Raw genomic sequence first — 16,799 nt, 5'->3', positions numbered from 1 at the left:
AGGTACAGACTTTCTCAAAATGAAAGATGAGGATGTAGCTCAATACCTTATCGAGAATGAATTTTTTAGTTCTGGAAGATGATATGCATTAGCTGTATTAGCTCAAAACTGCTCTGATATCCACCCGTTTTTACGGTTGCATGGTAAGTACAGATTTGAGCTAAATTCTTTTCAGCGTGTAAACATAACCTATCGAGATTTTAATCTAATCGGGTTTCTGAAGTATTTGACAGTTATTATCCTCATCACTTGACGTCTTCAAGTAAGCCACAAAATATGCACTCCGCATCTCCTCTAATTTGCCTCTATATACATTTGCAAGTTGTCCACTGCCGTTACCAAAATCATTAATATTGATTAGCTCGTTATACCAATGCTCCAAAGCCTTAGATAGTGTGCTTGCTGAACTACTATTGCCAAGATCACAAAAAGTCTCTTCGAAAATTTTTACACGTGTCAAATAATCTTGAAAAGGGAAACTTATTCGTTCTCTTAGAGCTTGATATCGAAATTTATCATTTTCATGTGTGCCCTGCGCTAATTTACTTATTTCAAACGCATGTTTGCTTAATGCATTCATCAGCATAGCGTTGTGGGTGATTAACTCCATTTCCAACACTTGTCTAGACTGTCGCTCCATGTGAACTGTCTGTACTTGCATTATTAATGTTTGAGTGTCTTGAAGCGTTAGAGCAGCTTTTTCAACTGCTAGAGCGGCATCAGAAGACTGTTTGGCTATCTCGTTTGCGGTTGCTGCGGTAGTTGCCGCTTTGAAAGAGACATAAAGTGATAACATAGCCGTGATTAGCATTAGAAAAGCTATAACAAAATGCAATCTTCTATGTTTTCGTTCGTGTACTCTTTCAACTAAGTCTAAAATTTCTTCTTTAGTCATATGTTATCCACACAATGGTTAATTTCGGCCTAACTAAGACATTTAACTTTACGAATTATTCATCGAAATTAATAATTTTTTTACTACATGAACTCCATCTTGCGCTAATCAAAATCTATAAGTGTGTGGCCCCCATTGCTCTGCCACCGTAATCTAGGGACCTTTGGTAATTAGCGCTTATTTGAGCTATTTCATCAGCATAACCGCACCAATTGATAAAAATAATCAAAGAGAATAATAAAGAACTGAGCAAGAGTATGGTTCTAGATTCTTGGATTTTTCAGGAAAAAGTTCGTATTCATATTACCAACCAGCGACAGTTATGGACAAGAATCAGAACTATAGAAAAAAGAACGATGTGAGGAAGAAAAGAAACGCGTTCGGAAAAATAAAAACACCTTAGTGGGTGTGTAAATCTGAACGCTGAAAAATATTAAATTTTCAATGGCCTGCAATCACTTCGTGTCCATCTGGTATTTTGAAACATTAAAGAGCTGGAAGACGAAAAACGCCAGTCTTCGAATCTGGTACAGTGTCGCATAATAGTAATTTCAATCCAATGTCAGCTTCGGTAGATATTGCTGCCGTAGGAAGTCTCTAAATTTGGCGGAGTTGACCGACTGCATGTTTCGGTCGAATCCGGCCATCCATTTCGGTTTAATCCGGCCATCCATTTCGGTTTAATCCGGCCATCCATTTCGGTTTAATCCGGACACCTGTTTCGGTTTAAACCGAACACTCGTTTCGCTTTAAAGCGGACGTTTTTGGTCTTTTTCCGGGATCCATGTCCGGATTGCCGAAATCAATGTTCGGTTTCCCGAAATCACATTCTTTTTCTCGTTAAATCAACAGGTAAGCTGTTTGCTCTTATTTGATCCAGAGGAAGCCGCTTACGATGCCCAGAGAGAGAACGAATGTGAAAAAAATTAAAGATGTTTTACGCCTGCGGTTTGAAGCCGGGTTAAGTATGCGAGACATAGCTGCGTGCCTGAACCTGGGACCTTCTACCGTCAGCGATCTCGTCGGACGGTTTCAGTCCAGTAAGCTGGCCTGGCCATTGCCGTCTGAATTGACTGATAAGCAGTTTGAAGCCCGGTTATTCCCCGGCAGACACACCAGAAGAATCAAACGCCAGCCTGATTTCAGCAACATTCATCAGGAGCTTAAACGCAAAGGAATGACCAAACTGCTGTTGTGGCAGGAGTACCGCGACATTGAGCCAGCGACAGCTTATGGCTATACACAATATTGCGAGCATTATCAGCGCTGGTTAAAAAAGCAAAAGCGCAGTATGCGCCAGCACCATATTGCTGGCGATAAGCTGTTTATTGATTTTTGTGGTCCCACTATTCCGGTTATCAACCCTGATACGGGGGAAGTGCGTCAGGCGCAGATATTTGTTGCCACACTGGGCGCTTCCAACCACACCTACGTAGAAGCCTGCGCCTCTCAGGGACAGGAGAGCTGGCTGATGGCGCATGTCAGGGCCTTTGAATTCTTCGGCGGGGTGCCGCGTTTATTAGTGCCGGATAATCTTAAAGCTGCTGTGACACGTGCTGACCGTTATACCCCTCAGATAAATGAAAACTATGCTTCACTGGCACGCCATTATGGTACCGCTGTGATGCCCGCCAGGCCTTACAAGCCCAAAGATAAGGCCAAAGCAGAAAATGCCGTATTGCTGGTAGAGCGCTGGATAATGATGCGTCTGCGTCATCAGGTGTTTTACACCCTGTCGTCGCTCAATGCACAAATCAAAGCGCTTCTTGATGACCTCAATAATCGACCTCAGCGGCTTCACCCGGGGTCGCGTCGCGAGCTGTTTGAGCAACTGGATAAACCTGCGCTGAAGCCGTTACCTGCTTACCCGTGGGAATATACCGATACACGAAAATGCCGGCCGGGTCCCGATTACCATGTGCTGTATAACAAACATGCTTACTCTGTTCCTCATCAGCTAGTGGGTGAACAACTGGAAGTTGAAGCTACCGCCCGCATTGTTCGCATTTACCATCAGGGAAAACAGGTTGCTCAGCATGTCCGCAGTCAGCGGGAAGGGGGATTCACCACATTAAAAGAACACATGCCCGGCCAGCATGCAGCGCATCGCTGGAGTCCACAACGATTATTGCAATGGGCTGAAAGCATTGGCAGCGCCACCCGGGAAGTCGTGGCGTGGAGCCTGGGCAGTAAAACCCATCCAGAGCAGGCAATCCGCAGTTGTCTGGGATTGTTGAACCTGGGCAGAAAGTACGGTCACCTCCGACTGGAAGCCGCCTGCCAGAAAGCGCTTCTGTTGGAGCGTCCGCATCGCAAAGTGATTCTGAATCTACTGGAAAACAACAAAGAGCAGCATACCGACACCACTGAGACTGAAGAAACGGTGGTGTCACACCCTAATATACGCGGTCAGCACTATTATCAATAAGGAGTATCTGATGACATTAACCTCACTCAATGAACAACTTCGTGCCCTCAGACTGGGGCATTTTACTCAGGCATTACAACAACAGCAAAGCCAGCCAGCAACGTATCAAGACATGAGCTTCGAAGAACGTCTGGGGCTGTTAGCTGACTATGAACTGCAATGCCGGGATAACACCAAAATACAACGCCTCAGGAGACAGGCAAAGCTACGACTCAACGCTCAGCCGGGTCAGATAGATTACCGCGCTCAGCGGGGACTGAGAAAAGACAAAATCGCGGGATTACTGAACGGCCAGTATCTACACCATTGTCACAATATCCTGATCACGGGTGCCACCGGCTGCGGCAAAACCTTCCTTGCCTGTGCACTGGCAGAGCAGGCCTGCAGGCAACATCATACAGTCCGTTACTATCGTCTTGGTCATCTACTGGATGACCTGTCAGTGGGCCATGCTGATGGTAGTTACCGACAGCAACTCGCCTCACTCGCAAAGCTCAAACTGCTTATCCTGGATGACTGGGGAATGGAAAACCTCAGCACCCGTCAGGCCAATGACTTGTTGGATGTGATGGAAGAGCGCTACCAACAGGGCAGTACCATCATCGCGAGTCAACTACCGATCACGGAATGGTACAAAATGATCGCAAACCCTACTGTTGCCGATGCGCTCCTGGATCGGATATTACACAACAGTCACCGAATCGACCTGGTTGGAGAATCAATGAGAAAACTGGACCAATCCGAACACTTAGCGTAAAAATAGAGATGAGAAAAAGAATGACTTGAAGTTGTTCGGAATCAACCGAAATAACAGGCCGAATTCACCGAAATACGCACCGACAGCAACCTTAAAGAACAATTGTCGGTCACGCGACTGCATTTGACTGTCAGCTATGGAAGATAAGCGGGCATTCATCAAAGAAAATTTCGACTGACTGCTATACGGTATAAACGGACATTCGAGTTACAGTGGCACCCATTTAAATTTTGTTAAAACCTCGCTGATGTAAGTTCTAAGTCAGATAGTGTCAGGCCCTTTCACGAGATAAGCCAACATAGCAGAAATAGTTAGCATGAGTGACAACAGGGATGTGCTGTCATTGGTGGTCATGCTGACTCTGCTATTTCGGATTATGTTGTCTCGCGCCAGGGGCAAATGGGGGTTTTAGGGGGGCGCCCCTAAGAAAAACGCAATCAAGTCACTTAAGTTTAAAACTTCGAAGATGGTTAAAAGACATCTGATCTAATCAGATTTGGCCTCAAGGCAAACTATAAAAATAGTTATAACAGCACTGAATAACTGAATCTCGACCTACCGATTTCGATACAAAAGTACTAAAAAGCTTCTTTTCCACATAACTAACACTGTGAATAACCCACTATTACCTGCCACCAAACTAAGAAAACCATCAGTTCCCCACTAAAAAAGCACAAAATAACCGCTACTTTTGCCTGGTTTATAAACGCCTGAATCTTAAAACGATTTATTTTGCACTTAACTGCAATTTATTGATCAAAAGTTATGCACACAGAAGATTTCGCGATAAATAACGCAGATCACAAGTTATACACATGAAAAACAAAAATTATGAACACCTGTGGATAAATATGGGAATAAAGGGTGAGATCATGGTTCGAAGATCGTTGAACAACTTTTGATCACTTTTGCCCATGTGGATAACTATGTCACTTATCACCGTAATACACCCGTAATATACAGCTTTAAATGACAACTTATTAAACTCGTAAGATATTGTTTTTATTAAATTATATTGACTTTTCCACAGATTTTCTGGTGCTTAATAATAAAAATAATAAAAGATCTATACAGATCTTTATTTTTTATAAGGTTTGGAGAAAACCGCTAACATTTGCAAACTGACTAAAATATAATCAGTTTACAAATACAAATTTGTGTATAGAATAAGCGCCCCATTTTTAACAGAGGCTATTGATGATTTACGCACAAGATTACGATGTGATCATTGTCGGTGGTGGACATGCCGGCACTGAGGCTGCATTAGCAGCAGCCAGAATAGGTGTACGCACGCTTCTGTTAACCCAAAATATGGAAACTCTGGGTCAGATGTCTTGTAATCCCGCAATAGGCGGTATAGGTAAAGGACACTTAGTTAAAGAAATTGATGCCTTAGGTGGTGGAATGGCGGTGGCCATCGATCACGCAGGTATTCAGTTTCGCACCTTAAATGCCAGTAAAGGACCCGCGGTTCGGGCTACTCGTGCCCAGGCAGACAGAGCGCTGTATCGCAGTCACATTCGTCATAAACTGGAACATCAGGAAAATCTCACCATTTTCCAGCAATCCTGCGATGACTTTATTATCGAAAACGATCAGATCGTAGGTGTTGTCACTCAGATGGGAGTGCGCTTTAAAGCCAAAGCAGTCGTGCTCACAGCTGGCACATTCCTCGGTGGCGTGATCCATATTGGTCTGGAAAATCATCAAGGGGGGCGTGCAGGTGATGCCCCTTCTAATGCCCTGGCAAAACGTTTACGGGCATTGCCGTTCAGAGTAGACAGATTAAAAACCGGTACCCCTGCCCGACTGGATGCCCGCAGTCTGGATTATTCTGTGATGCAGGAACAACCGGGTGATACCCCGTTACCGGTGTTTTCCTATCTGGGAAACAGAGAGCAACATCCGCGGCAGATTTCCTGTTATATCACCCACACCAATAGCCGAACGCACGATATTATCCGCTCCGGACTGGACCGTTCTCCCATGTATACCGGTGTGATTGAAGGCATAGGTCCGCGTTATTGTCCTTCTATCGAAGACAAAATCATGCGTTTTGCCGATAAGGAAACGCATCAGATTTTTGTGGAACCCGAAGGTCTGAATTCCATTGAAGTCTACCCTAATGGCATCTCCACCAGTTTACCGTTTGATGTCCAGGTGCAATTAATTCACAGTATTCGCGGTTTTGAAAACGCCCATATCATTCGTCCCGGTTATGCCATCGAGTATGACTTTTTCGATCCCAGAGATCTGAAACAAACGCTGGAAACTAAGTTTGTTAATGGCCTGTTTTTCGCCGGTCAAATTAACGGTACCACAGGATATGAAGAGGCCGGTGCTCAAGGTCTTATTGCCGGTGCCAATGCTGCGCTGCAGGTATTGGGCAAAGACCCTCTGATTTTGGGTCGTGAACAGGCTTACCTTGGGGTTTTGATTGACGATTTGGCAACCCTGGGTACCAAAGAGCCTTATCGCATGTTTACCAGTCGCGCCGAATACCGCCTGTTGCTGCGGGAAGACAACGCTGATATTCGCTTAACCGAATTAGGCTACAAAGCTGGTTTGGTGGATGAACATCGCTGGCAGGCGTTTAATGCCAAAGTGGAAGCGGTTGAGCAGGAAAAACAACGTTTGCGCTCTACCTGGGTGCATCCCAAACATCCGGTAGTCCCTGAACTGAACAGTATTTTGAAAAATCCGGTGACTCGTGAACACTCTCTGGAAGAGCTGATCCGCAGACCTGAAATGACTTACGCCACCCTGATGTCATTGCCATCGCTGGATTCCGGTTTATTGCAAGCCAATGAACAAGCAGCAGAACAGGTGGAGATCCAAATCAAGTACGCGGGATACATTGCGCGTCAGATGGATGAGATTGAACGCACTAAGCGCAATGAGCACACCAAGATCCCAGTGGATATGGATTTTTCGGTTATTTCCGGGTTGTCCAACGAAGTGGTGGCAAAATTATCGGATGCCAGACCCGAAACTATCGGTCAGGCTTCCCGAATTTCTGGTATCACGCCAGCAGCGATTTCGTTATTATTGGTTTATCTGAAAAAACACGGTTTATTGCGTAAATCCGCCTGATGAATTTTCCCTTTGAAAAAATTGCACTGGATTTTGATAATGCAGTGCAACAACTTGGCTTGTCTGTTTCCTCGGAGCAAAAACAAAAACTGCTGAGTTTTTTGCAATTGCTGCACAAATGGAACAAGGCTTATAATCTCACTTCGGTCAGAGATCCGGAGCAAATGCTTTATGTCCATATTCTGGACTCCATCGCCATAGATCCTCATCTGTCAGCACAGCGCTACATTGACGTGGGGACCGGACCGGGATTACCCGGCATTCCGCTGGCCATTATGAATCCTGATAAACATTTTACCTTGTTGGACAGTCTGGGAAAACGCATCAGGTTCATTAAACAGGTTGCATATGAATTATCTCTTACTAATATAGAGCCTGTGCAATCCAGGGTTGAAGATTTTCAACCCGACTCCGCCTTTGATGGTGTTCTCAGCCGAGCCTTTGCGTCAATCGCCGATATGTTGCAGTGGTGTCATCACCTGACTGACAGCAAGGGGGCGTTTTTGGCGCTTAAAGGACAATACCCTGAGCAGGAACTCAACGCCCTACCGGCGCAGTTTTCTGTGCTTAAGGCGGAGCAAATCGTAGTACCGGGACTGGATGCAGATCGTTATCTGATAACCATGAAAAAAACAGAATTGGAAGAATAGTTTTGGGCAAGGTAATCGCAATAGCAAATCAAAAAGGCGGTGTGGGAAAAACCACTACCGCGGTTAATGTCGCAGCTTCCATGGCGGCAACGAAGCGCAAAGTGTTGTTGATAGATCTCGATCCCCAGGGCAATGCAACTATGGGTAGTGGCATTGATAAATACGAGGTGGAATCAACAGCTTACGAGTTATTAATTGAAGAAAAACCGATCCAGGATGTGATTGTTGAAGCCACCACAGGTAAATATCACCTGGTGGCTGCCAATGGTGATGTCACTGCCGCAGAAATCAAGTTGATGGAAGTGTTCGCCCGGGAATTGCGCTTGCGCAATGCCATTCAGCCGGTGCGCGAACACTATGATTTTATTTTTATCGACTGTCCGCCCTCGCTCAGCCAGTTGACGGTGAATGCAATGGCGGCCGCCGATTCAGTGTTAGTTCCTATGCAGTGTGAGTATTACGCACTGGAAGGTTTAACTGCACTGCTGGATACCATTCAAAAATTAGCTTCGGTGGTTAATCCGCAACTGAAAATTGAAGGTGTTTTGCGCACCATGTACGATCCGCGCAATCGCCTGGCCAATGATGTATCCGAGCAACTCAAACGCCATTTTGGTGAGCAGGTGTATCGCACTGTCATTCCCCGTAACGTTCGTTTGGCCGAAGCGCCCAGTTTTGGGGCTCCAGCCATGTATTACGAAAAGTCATCCACGGGAGCTAAGGCCTACCTGGCATTGGCCGGAGAGATATTGCGCCGGGGTAAAAGCAAATAGCCTGTAGGTCGGACTTTAGTCCGACACCTTTGTCAGATTTAAATGATTTTGTCGGACTAAAGTCCGACCCACAAAAATAGTCAGCATTGTCCAAGAGATTATTATGTCAGCGAAGAAAAGAGGATTAGGACGGGGCTTAGATGCCTTGTTAGCAACCAGCCAGACACAGCGCGAAGTAAAAATCGATGATGTGCCGGAAATGGAAGAAAGCAAAGGTGAATTACAAAAACTGCCTGTAGAGTTTTTACAGCCTGGTCGCTATCAACCTCGTAAAGACATGTCCCCGGAAGCGTTGGAAGAACTGGCCTCCTCAATTCGCTCGCAAGGAATTATTCAGCCTATCGTGGTTCGTCAGGTAGCTGAACAAAAATACGAAATCATTGCCGGCGAACGTCGCTGGCGTGCTGCGCAGCTGGCAGAACTGGATGTGGTGCCTTGCCTGATCAAAGACGTGCCGGACGAAGTGGCCGTTGCCATTGCTTTGATTGAGAATATTCAGCGTGAAGATCTCAATGCCATGGAAGAAGCCCAGGCACTGGAGAGATTGATTCTGGAATTTGAATTGACTCATCAGGAAGTGGCCGAAGCTGTGGGTAAATCCCGCACCACTGTAACGAATCTTTTACGCCTGAATAATCTCAACGAGGATGTTAAAACCTTGTTGGAACACGGCGACATCGAGATGGGGCACGCCAGAGCCTTGTTGACCCTGGAAGGTGAGAGTCAGAGTGATGCAGCTCAGACGGTGGCCAATAAGGGCTTAACGGTAAGGGATACCGAGTCGCTGGTACGCAAAATTATGCAACCTAAGCCAGAGAAAGCTAAGCCGGTAGAGGATCCCGATGTGAAAAGTCTGGAAAATCGCTTAGGCGAAAATCTCGGTACCACTGTTGCTATCTCTCATAATGCCAAAGGAAAAGGCAAACTGGTGATTAACTTTGGCACCCTGGAACAGTTAGATGGGATTTTGTCCCATATTGAAAAAAATTCATAAAAATTTCGCGGTAAAGTAATTCTGTGATGATATTGTAACCGGATCTTTCAGACTTAGAGCGGTTTGGCTTGAAAACTGGTTTTAAAGCAGTATACTTTTCGCGCTTTAAGTTTCTGTGTGACCCTATGAGGAACTCTTAGCTTATGGATTTGGCAAAAGCCGGTAAAAGGTTGGCCAAACAGATGCTAGTCTTGCAATTTGCGATAGTTATCCTGTCAGGTTTGGTATTTTTTCTGATGGATGGCCTCTCCTCCGCAATCTCCGTAGTCACTGGTGGAACATTGAGCGTATTGAGCAATGCTGTTTTTTCGTTTTATGTGTTCCGCTTTTCCGGCGCCAGTAAAACTAAAGAAATCGTAAACAGCATGAAGAAAGGGAACAAATTAAAATTGTTGCTGGTGTTGTTGGTTTTCATGGCCATTTACCAAATTCCCTTTTTAGATAAAGCGAAAGTGATTTTAGGGTTTTGCAGCATGTTGTTACTGCAGTACCCAATACTGATTATTTTGCGCCGTGTGAATAACAAACACGTTGCCTGAAAAGATTTTTAAACTTAAACATTTAGGATAGAAAATGGCTGCATCTGGTGGTGAACTGACAGGTTCACAATATATTTTGCACCACTTAACCAATGCAAAGATGTGCTCGACCGACGCGGGTCTGGCCTTCAATAAAGCATGTGCGGACGGTGGTTTTTGGGTTTGGCATATTGATACCCTGGGTTGGTCAATTGCTTTAGGTATTTTGTTTTTAGCCATCTTTAGAAGCGCGGCTAAAAAAGCAGATACCGGTGTACCAGGTAAATTTCAGTGCTTCATCGAGATGATCGTGGAATTTGTTAACGATACCGTTAACAGTACTTTCCATGGCAGAAACCCGGTTATTGCACCTCTGGCATTAACGATATTCATGTGGGTATTGTTGATGAACATCATGGATATCATTCCGATTGACTGGTTACCGGCTACCGCAGGTTTAATTGGCTCGTCTTTCTTCGGCATGGATTCTCATGACGTATACATGAAAGTGGTACCTACCACGGATCTTAACCTGACATTTGCCCTGTCTATCGGCGTGTTTGTGTTGATGATTTACTATTCATTTAAAGTGAAAGGATTTGGCTTTGTTAAAGAGCTGTCTATGAATCCTTTTAACCACTGGGCATTTATCCCGGTAAACCTGGTTCTGGAACTGGTTACTCTGTTCGCTAAGCCGCTATCGCTGGCACTGCGTTTGTTCGGTAACCTGTACGCAGCAGAACTGATCTTCATTTTGATCGCAATGGTGGGCTTGTTCCAGCTACCACTGCATTTCATTTGGGCTGTATTCCATATTCTGGTAATTCCGTTGCAGGCATTTATTTTTATGATGCTGAGTATCGTTTATCTGAGTATGGCGCACGAAAAACACTAGAAAGTATTCAACGGCATCGTGTTTCCAGTATGGAAATGCGCTGCTGAAGATTTTTTAAACTTCAACTTTAAACTTTAACTAAAAGGTAAATTAAACATGGAAATCTTAGGTAATTTGTATATTGCTGTTGGCATCCTGATCGGTCTTTGCGCCTTAGGTCCGGCTATCGGTTTTGGTATTTTGGGTGGTAAGTTCCTTGAGTCTTCTGCTCGTCAGCCTGAACTGGCTCCTGCACTGCAAACTCGTATGTTTATCGTAGCTGGTCTTATCGATGCGATCGCGATGATCGGTGTAGCTATTGCTTTGTACATGTTGTTCGTTTTGGGCGCTAACTAATTTAGACACCTTTTTTTTAAACGAACAGAGGAGATGGGGTTGTGAATATCAACGCTACTCTTATTGGACAATCAATTGCTTTCATCGTATTCGTACTTTTCTGTATGAAATACGTATGGCCCCACCTGTTGGGTGCAATTGAAGAGCGCCAAAAGAAAATTGCTGATGGTCTTGCTGCGTCTGATCGCGCGGAAAAAGATCTCGAATTAGCTCAGAAAAAAGCAACTGAGCAAATGAAAGAAGCAAAAGCACAGGCGGCTGAAATCATTGAACAAGCGAAAAAGCGCGCGACACAAATCGTTGATGAGGAAACTCAACGCGGTCACGAAGAGCGTGCCAAAATCATTGATCAAGGTAAAGCCGAAGTCGAAGCTGAACGTAATCGTGTTAAAGAAGAACTTCGCAAACAGGTTGCAACTCTGGCAGTTGTGGGCGCGGAGCGTATCTTAGCTCGTGAAATTGATTCAGCAGCACACAGTGACATTGTTGAAAAACTTGTCACCGAGCTATAAGGGAGACTGAGCTATGTCTGAATTGACAACCGTTGCTCGTCCCTATGCGAATGCTGCATTTGATTACGCAGTAGAGAATCAGGCTGTTACAAACTGGCTTGAAATGCTGCATTTTGCTGCCGAAGTTGCCAAAAACGAAACCGTAAAAGAATTGCTTAGCGGCGCTGTCGCAGCAGAAACTCTTGCAGATTTGTTTATCAACCTTTGCGGTGAACAATTGAATGAGAATGGCCAAAACTTTATTAAAGTTTTGGCTGAAAACAAGCGCTTACAGGCCTTACCAGAGATTTTGGTACTGTTTACTGAGTTGAAAGCAGAATACGAGAAAGAGATCGATGTTGATGTTACATCAGCTACCGACCTTTCCGATGCGCAGCAACAGGAAATCAGCCAGTCTTTGGAAAAACGCCTTGCACGAAAAGTTAAGCTGAATTGTAACGTGGATCCTAAATTGATTGCCGGCTTTGTAATCCAGGCCGGAGACATGGTTATCGACGGCTCCATTAAGAGTAAACTCAACCGTCTTACGGACGCGTTACAAGCATAACGAGGAAAAAGGGCATGCAACTTAATTCCACTGAAATTGCAGAACTGATCAAAAAACGTATTGAGCAGTTTGAAGTAGTAAGTGAAGCTCGCAACGAAGGTACTATTGTTAGTGTTACTGACGGTATCATTCGTGTACACGGTCTTGCAGATGTAATGCAAGGTGAAATGATTGAGCTTCCTGGCAGTCGCTATGCGATTGCATTGAACCTGGAACGTGACTCTGTTGGTGCAGTTGTCATGGGTCCATACGCAGACTTAAAAGAAGGCACAAAAGTTAACTCTACCGGCCGTATCCTTGAGGTACCAGTTGGTCGTGCACTTTTAGGCCGTGTTGTTAACACTTTGGGTGAGCCAATCGATGGTAAAGGTTCTATCGACGCTGAAGGTTTTGAACCTGTTGAAAAAATCGCACCTGGTGTTATCGACCGTCAATCAGTAGATCAGCCAGTACAAACTGGTTATAAATCTGTTGACTCTATGATTCCAATCGGTCGTGGCCAGCGTGAGTTGGTTATCGGTGACCGTCAGACTGGTAAAACAGCCCTGGCTGTTGATGCCATCATCAACCAGAAAGGTACCGGCATTAAGTGTATCTACGTAGCGGTAGGCCAGAAGGCTTCTACAATTGCTAACGTAGTGCGCAAGCTGGAAGAGCACGGTGCAATGGATCACACCATTGTCGTTGCAGCTTCTGCTTCTGAATCAGCAGCACTGCAATACCTGGCGCCTTACTCTGGTTGTACTATGGGTGAATTCTTCCGTGACCGCGGTGAAGATGCGTTGATCATCTATGATGATTTGTCTAAGCAGGCTGTTGCTTATCGTCAAATCTCATTGTTGCTACGTCGTCCGCCAGGTCGTGAAGCCTACCCAGGTGACGTTTTCTATTTGCACTCCCGTTTGCTGGAACGTGCTGCACGTGTAAACCCAGTTTACGTAGAGCGTTACACTAACGGTGAAGTTAAAGGCAAAACTGGTTCACTGACTGCGTTACCTATCATTGAAACGCAAGCTGGTGACGTATCTGCCTTCGTACCTACCAACGTAATCTCCATCACAGATGGTCAGATCTTCCTGGAAACTAACCTGTTTAACGCTGGTATTCGTCCTGCTGTTAACGCTGGTATCTCAGTTTCTCGTGTTGGTGGTGCAGCTCAGACTAAAATCATCAAAAAGCTGGGCGGTGGTATCCGTTTGGCATTGGCTCAATACCGTGAATTGGCGGCTTTCTCGCAGTTCGCATCTGACCTTGATGAAGCTACTCGTGCTCAGTTAGAGCACGGTGAGCGCGTAACCGAGCTGATGAAGCAGAAGCAGTATGCGCCTCTGTCTATCGCTGATATGGCGGTTTCTCTGTTCGCAGTAGAAAAAGGCTTTTTGAAAGACATCGAACTGAACAAGGTTCTGGATTTCGAAGCGGCTTTACATTCTTACATGAACAGTGAAGAAGCTGAGCTGATGGGCAACATCAACGCTTCTGGTGATTACAACAAAGACATTGAAAGTGCTTTGGCTGCGGCCTTAGAGAAATTCAAGTCAACACAAACGTGGTGATGAACCCGGAGGAATGAAGCGTCAGCTTCATTCCTTGTAATCACAGGAGAGTATGATGGCAAACGGTAAAGAGATAAAAGGCAAAATCGGCAGCATCAAGAATACGCAGAAAATCACCAGCGCGATGGAGATGGTTGCGGCTTCGAAGATGAAAAAAGCGCAAGAACGCATGCTTGCCAGTCGTCCTTACGCAACGAGTATGCGTAAGGTTATCGGCCACATTGCTCATGGTAACCTGGAATACAAACATCCCTATCTGGAAGAACGCGAAGTAAAACGCGTTGGTTTTATTGTTATATCTACCGACCGTGGTTTGTGCGGTGGTTTGAATACCAACGAATTTAAGCTCGTAACAAAAACCGTCAAAGAATGGCAAGACAAAGGCGTTGAAGTAGACTTCGCGGCTTTGGGCTCAAAAGCCTGTGCCTTCTTTAATCGTTTTGGTGGCAAAGTTTTAGCCGCCGAATCCGGTTTAGGCGAAGCGCCTTCTGCCAGTGATGTTATAGGTTTGGTTCAGGTGATGTTGGAACAATTCAACGAAGGTAAACTGGATAAGATTTTCCTGGTGAACAATCGTTTTGAAAACACCATGTCACAAGTGCCTGAAATTGAGCAATTGCTGCCTTTGCCAAAATCTGATGAAGATGATTTAACACATCGTTGGGATTACATCTACGAGCCGGATCCAAAACCAATTTTGGATACATTGTTAGTTCGTTACATTGAATCTCAGGTATATCAGGGCGTCGTTGAAAATGCAGCATCAGAACAAGCTGCACGTATGGTAGCCATGAAAGCGGCTACTGATAACGCTGGTAACCTTATTGATGAGTTACAACTGATATACAACAAAGCCCGTCAGGCCGCAATCACACAAGAAATCAGTGAGATTGTAGGCGGCGCAGCTGCGGTGTAGGCAAAGGTTAATAAATTAACGGAGACTAAATATGAGTCTGGGTAAAGTCGTCCAAATTATCGGTGCTGTTGTGGATATTGAATTTCCACAAGATGCAGTACCAGCAGTGTACGACGCACTTAATATCACTGATGGTGACCTTAAAGGTCTTACCCTTGAAGTTCAGCAGCAGCTGGGCGGTGGTGTTGTTCGTGCGATTGCACTGGGTACTACTGACGGTCTGCGTCGTGGTACTGAAGTAGAAAACACAAATAGTCCAATTCAGGTTCCAGTTGGTACCGCCACTCTAGGCCGTATCATGGACGTTTTGGGTAATCCAATTGATGAAGCTGGCCCTATCGGTGAAGAAGAGCGTATGTCTATTCACCGCGAAGCACCTTCTTATGAAGACCAGTCTAGTTCAATCGAGCTGCTGGAAACAGGCATCAAGGTAATCGACCTCGTATGTCCGTTCGCTAAGGGTGGTAAAGTTGGTCTGTTCGGTGGTGCCGGTGTTGGTAAAACCGTAAACATGATGGAATTGATTCGTAACATCGCTATCGAGCACAGCGGTTACTCGGTATTCGCCGGTGTAGGTGAGCGTACTCGTGAGGGTAACGATTTCTATCACGAAATGAACGAATCAAACGTACTGGATAAAGTATCTCTGGTATATGGTCAGATGAACGAGCCACCGGGTAACCGTTTGCGCGTAGCACTGACAGGTCTGACGATGGCAGAAAAATTCCGTGACGAAGGTCGTGACGTTCTGTTCTTCGTAGATAACATCTACCGTTATACACTGGCAGGTACAGAGGTATCAGCACTTCTGGGTCGTATGCCTTCAGCGGTAGGTTATCAGCCTACTCTGGCAGAAGAGATGGGTGTACTGCAGGAGCGTATCGCTTCTACTAAAACTGGTTCAATCACCTCTATCCAGGCGGTATACGTACCAGCCGATGACTTGACTGACCCTTCACCTGCTACAACGTTTGCTCACCTGGATGCAACAGTAGTACTGTCTCGTGATATCGCTTCTTTGGGTATTTACCCTGCAGTAGACCCGCTTGACTCTACTTCGCGTCAGTTGGATCCACTGGTAATCGGTCAGGAACACTACGAAACTGCTCGTGGCGTTCAGACTGTACTGCAGCGCTATAAAGAGCTGAAAGACATCATTGCGATTTTGGGTATGGACGAACTGTCTGATGAAGATAAGCAGGTAGTAACTCGTGCTCGTAAAATTCAGCGTTTCTTGTCACAGCCTTTCTTCGTAGCAGAAGTCTTCACCGGTTCACCTGGTAAGTACGTATCTTTGAAAGATACTATCGCAGGATTCAAAGGAATTCTGTCTGGTGAATACGACAGCCTTCCTGAGCAAGCCTTCTACATGGTTGGCTCAATCGAAGAAGCTGTAGAAAAAGCGAAGAAAATGTAATTGGTCAGGCGTATTGAGTTAATCAATGCGCCTGAGTCCGGGTCCACCGTAGGAGGGGGATATGGCAGCTATGACAACACATCTGGATGTAGTAAGTGCCGAGCAGAGTTTATTTTCTGGTCGCGTTGAACATCTTCAGGTGACTGGTAGTGAAGGTGAACTGGGTATCCATCCGGGTCACGCTCCATTGCTGACTACCTTACAGCCCGGCATGGTTCGTTTAGTGAAGCAACATGGCGAAGAAGCCCACATATACATCAACGGCGGTGTTCTGGAAATTCAACCAGGCACAGTAACTGTTCTTGCTGATGTGGCGATTCGCGGTGAAGAGCTTGACGAACAATCAGCCCTGGAAGCCAAGCGTCGTGCCGAAGAGCACATTGCTAACCCAGGCTCTGACTTTGACTATGCCGAAGCGGCACACGAATTAGCGCAAGCTATCGCACAGTTGCGGGTTATCCGCTCTATGCGCAAGTAAGCTGATTTTAGAGATTAAAAAACCCGGCCTGTGC

The 16,799-nt window shown here is 45.4% G+C and carries 16 protein-coding genes; 15 read left to right on the top strand and 1 reads right to left on the bottom strand.

Annotation, left to right across the window (positions count from 1 at the left end):
* Positions 1–205: 205 nt before the first annotated feature.
* Complete coding sequence (locus ACXAD8_RS15240) at positions 206–895, bottom strand: hypothetical protein (protein ID WP_475230391.1); 690 nt, start codon at positions 893–895, stop codon at positions 206–208.
* 895 nt (positions 896–1,790) lie between these two features.
* Here ACXAD8_RS15240 and istA point away from each other — a divergent pair.
* From istA to ACXAD8_RS15165, 15 genes are all read left to right on the top strand, one after another.
* Positions 1,791–3,323, top strand: coding sequence for an IS21 family transposase (istA, locus tag ACXAD8_RS15235; protein ID WP_475230388.1), 1,533 nt, complete (start codon positions 1,791–1,793; stop codon positions 3,321–3,323).
* Positions 3,324–3,333: 10 nt separating this feature from the next.
* On the top strand, positions 3,334–4,080 hold the full coding sequence (gene istB / locus ACXAD8_RS15230) for an IS21-like element helper ATPase IstB (RefSeq protein ID WP_475230385.1): 747 nt from the start codon (positions 3,334–3,336) through the stop codon (positions 4,078–4,080).
* Positions 4,081–5,277: 1,197 nt separating this feature from the next.
* Complete coding sequence (gene mnmG / locus ACXAD8_RS15225) at positions 5,278–7,173, top strand: tRNA uridine-5-carboxymethylaminomethyl(34) synthesis enzyme MnmG (RefSeq protein WP_475230382.1); 1,896 nt, start codon at positions 5,278–5,280, stop codon at positions 7,171–7,173.
* Complete coding sequence (gene rsmG / locus ACXAD8_RS15220; RefSeq protein WP_475230379.1) at positions 7,173–7,823, top strand: 16S rRNA (guanine(527)-N(7))-methyltransferase RsmG; 651 nt, start codon at positions 7,173–7,175, stop codon at positions 7,821–7,823. The genes mnmG and rsmG overlap by 1 nt, the downstream gene beginning before the upstream one ends.
* 2 nt (positions 7,824–7,825) lie before the next feature.
* Entirely contained in the window at positions 7,826–8,596 is a 771-nt protein-coding gene (locus ACXAD8_RS15215) for a ParA family protein (protein WP_475230376.1), read from the top strand.
* Between the two features lie 103 nt (positions 8,597–8,699).
* Entirely contained in the window at positions 8,700–9,590 is an 891-nt protein-coding gene (locus tag ACXAD8_RS15210) for a ParB/RepB/Spo0J family partition protein (RefSeq protein WP_475230373.1), read from the top strand.
* A 143-nt stretch (positions 9,591–9,733) separates the two neighbouring features.
* Positions 9,734–10,129: an ATP synthase subunit I gene (locus tag ACXAD8_RS15205; RefSeq protein WP_475230371.1), complete on the top strand. Its 396-nt coding sequence runs from the start codon at positions 9,734–9,736 to the stop codon at positions 10,127–10,129.
* Positions 10,130–10,163: 34 nt separating this feature from the next.
* On the top strand, positions 10,164–11,003 hold the full coding sequence (atpB, locus tag ACXAD8_RS15200) for a F0F1 ATP synthase subunit A (RefSeq protein ID WP_475230369.1): 840 nt from the start codon (positions 10,164–10,166) through the stop codon (positions 11,001–11,003).
* Positions 11,004–11,099: 96 nt separating this feature from the next.
* Positions 11,100–11,339, top strand: coding sequence for a F0F1 ATP synthase subunit C (atpE, locus tag ACXAD8_RS15195; protein WP_473020681.1), 240 nt, complete (start codon positions 11,100–11,102; stop codon positions 11,337–11,339).
* Between the two features lie 41 nt (positions 11,340–11,380).
* Positions 11,381–11,851 (top strand): F0F1 ATP synthase subunit B, encoded by a 471-nt coding sequence (gene atpF, locus ACXAD8_RS15190; RefSeq protein WP_475230366.1) that lies wholly within the window; start codon positions 11,381–11,383, stop codon positions 11,849–11,851.
* 13 nt (positions 11,852–11,864) lie between these two features.
* Positions 11,865–12,398 carry a F0F1 ATP synthase subunit delta gene (atpH, locus tag ACXAD8_RS15185; RefSeq protein ID WP_475230363.1) on the top strand — a complete coding sequence of 178 codons (534 nt, stop codon included), beginning with the start codon at positions 11,865–11,867 and terminating at the stop codon, positions 12,396–12,398.
* Between the two features lie 14 nt (positions 12,399–12,412).
* Positions 12,413–13,954: a F0F1 ATP synthase subunit alpha gene (gene atpA / locus ACXAD8_RS15180; RefSeq protein WP_475230360.1), complete on the top strand. Its 1,542-nt coding sequence runs from the start codon at positions 12,413–12,415 to the stop codon at positions 13,952–13,954.
* A 55-nt stretch (positions 13,955–14,009) separates the two neighbouring features.
* Complete coding sequence (gene atpG, locus ACXAD8_RS15175) at positions 14,010–14,870, top strand: F0F1 ATP synthase subunit gamma (RefSeq protein ID WP_475230357.1); 861 nt, start codon at positions 14,010–14,012, stop codon at positions 14,868–14,870.
* 31 nt (positions 14,871–14,901) lie between these two features.
* The gene (atpD, locus tag ACXAD8_RS15170; RefSeq protein WP_475230354.1) at positions 14,902–16,287 is read left to right on the top strand and encodes a F0F1 ATP synthase subunit beta; all 1,386 of its coding nucleotides are present in this window, start codon (positions 14,902–14,904) and stop codon (positions 16,285–16,287) included.
* Positions 16,288–16,348: 61 nt separating this feature from the next.
* Positions 16,349–16,765, top strand: a complete 417-nt coding sequence (locus ACXAD8_RS15165) for a F0F1 ATP synthase subunit epsilon (protein WP_229530433.1) — start codon at positions 16,349–16,351, stop codon at positions 16,763–16,765.
* Positions 16,766–16,799 lie beyond the last annotated feature (34 nt).

Source organism: Planctobacterium sp. AWH2_060 (genome assembly GCF_056158425.1).
Note: the sequence above shows the minus strand (reverse complement) of the source record. Positions and strands in the feature narration are given on the sequence as shown.

Excerpts from the sequence above, each read along its gene's own strand:
- ACXAD8_RS15165 (WP_229530433.1), top strand. The coding sequence starts at position 16,349 with ATGGCAGCTATGACAACACATCTGGATGTAGTAAGTGCCGAGCAGAGT.
- atpE (WP_473020681.1), top strand. The coding sequence starts at position 11,100 with ATGGAAATCTTAGGTAATTTGTATATTGCTGTTGGCATCCTGATCGGT.
- atpH (WP_475230363.1), top strand. The coding sequence starts at position 11,865 with ATGTCTGAATTGACAACCGTTGCTCGTCCCTATGCGAATGCTGCATTT.
- ACXAD8_RS15240 (WP_475230391.1), bottom strand. The coding sequence starts at position 895 with ATGACTAAAGAAGAAATTTTAGACTTAGTTGAAAGAGTACACGAACGA.
- mnmG (WP_475230382.1), top strand. The coding sequence starts at position 5,278 with ATGATTTACGCACAAGATTACGATGTGATCATTGTCGGTGGTGGACAT.
- ACXAD8_RS15205 (WP_475230371.1), top strand. The coding sequence starts at position 9,734 with ATGGATTTGGCAAAAGCCGGTAAAAGGTTGGCCAAACAGATGCTAGTC.
- atpG (WP_475230357.1), top strand. The coding sequence starts at position 14,010 with ATGGCAAACGGTAAAGAGATAAAAGGCAAAATCGGCAGCATCAAGAAT.
- rsmG (WP_475230379.1), top strand. The coding sequence starts at position 7,173 with ATGAATTTTCCCTTTGAAAAAATTGCACTGGATTTTGATAATGCAGTG.
- atpD (WP_475230354.1), top strand. The coding sequence starts at position 14,902 with ATGAGTCTGGGTAAAGTCGTCCAAATTATCGGTGCTGTTGTGGATATT.
- istB (WP_475230385.1), top strand. The coding sequence starts at position 3,334 with ATGACATTAACCTCACTCAATGAACAACTTCGTGCCCTCAGACTGGGG.
- atpA (WP_475230360.1), top strand. The coding sequence starts at position 12,413 with ATGCAACTTAATTCCACTGAAATTGCAGAACTGATCAAAAAACGTATT.
- ACXAD8_RS15210 (WP_475230373.1), top strand. The coding sequence starts at position 8,700 with ATGTCAGCGAAGAAAAGAGGATTAGGACGGGGCTTAGATGCCTTGTTA.
- atpB (WP_475230369.1), top strand. The coding sequence starts at position 10,164 with ATGGCTGCATCTGGTGGTGAACTGACAGGTTCACAATATATTTTGCAC.
- istA (WP_475230388.1), top strand. The coding sequence starts at position 1,791 with ATGCCCAGAGAGAGAACGAATGTGAAAAAAATTAAAGATGTTTTACGC.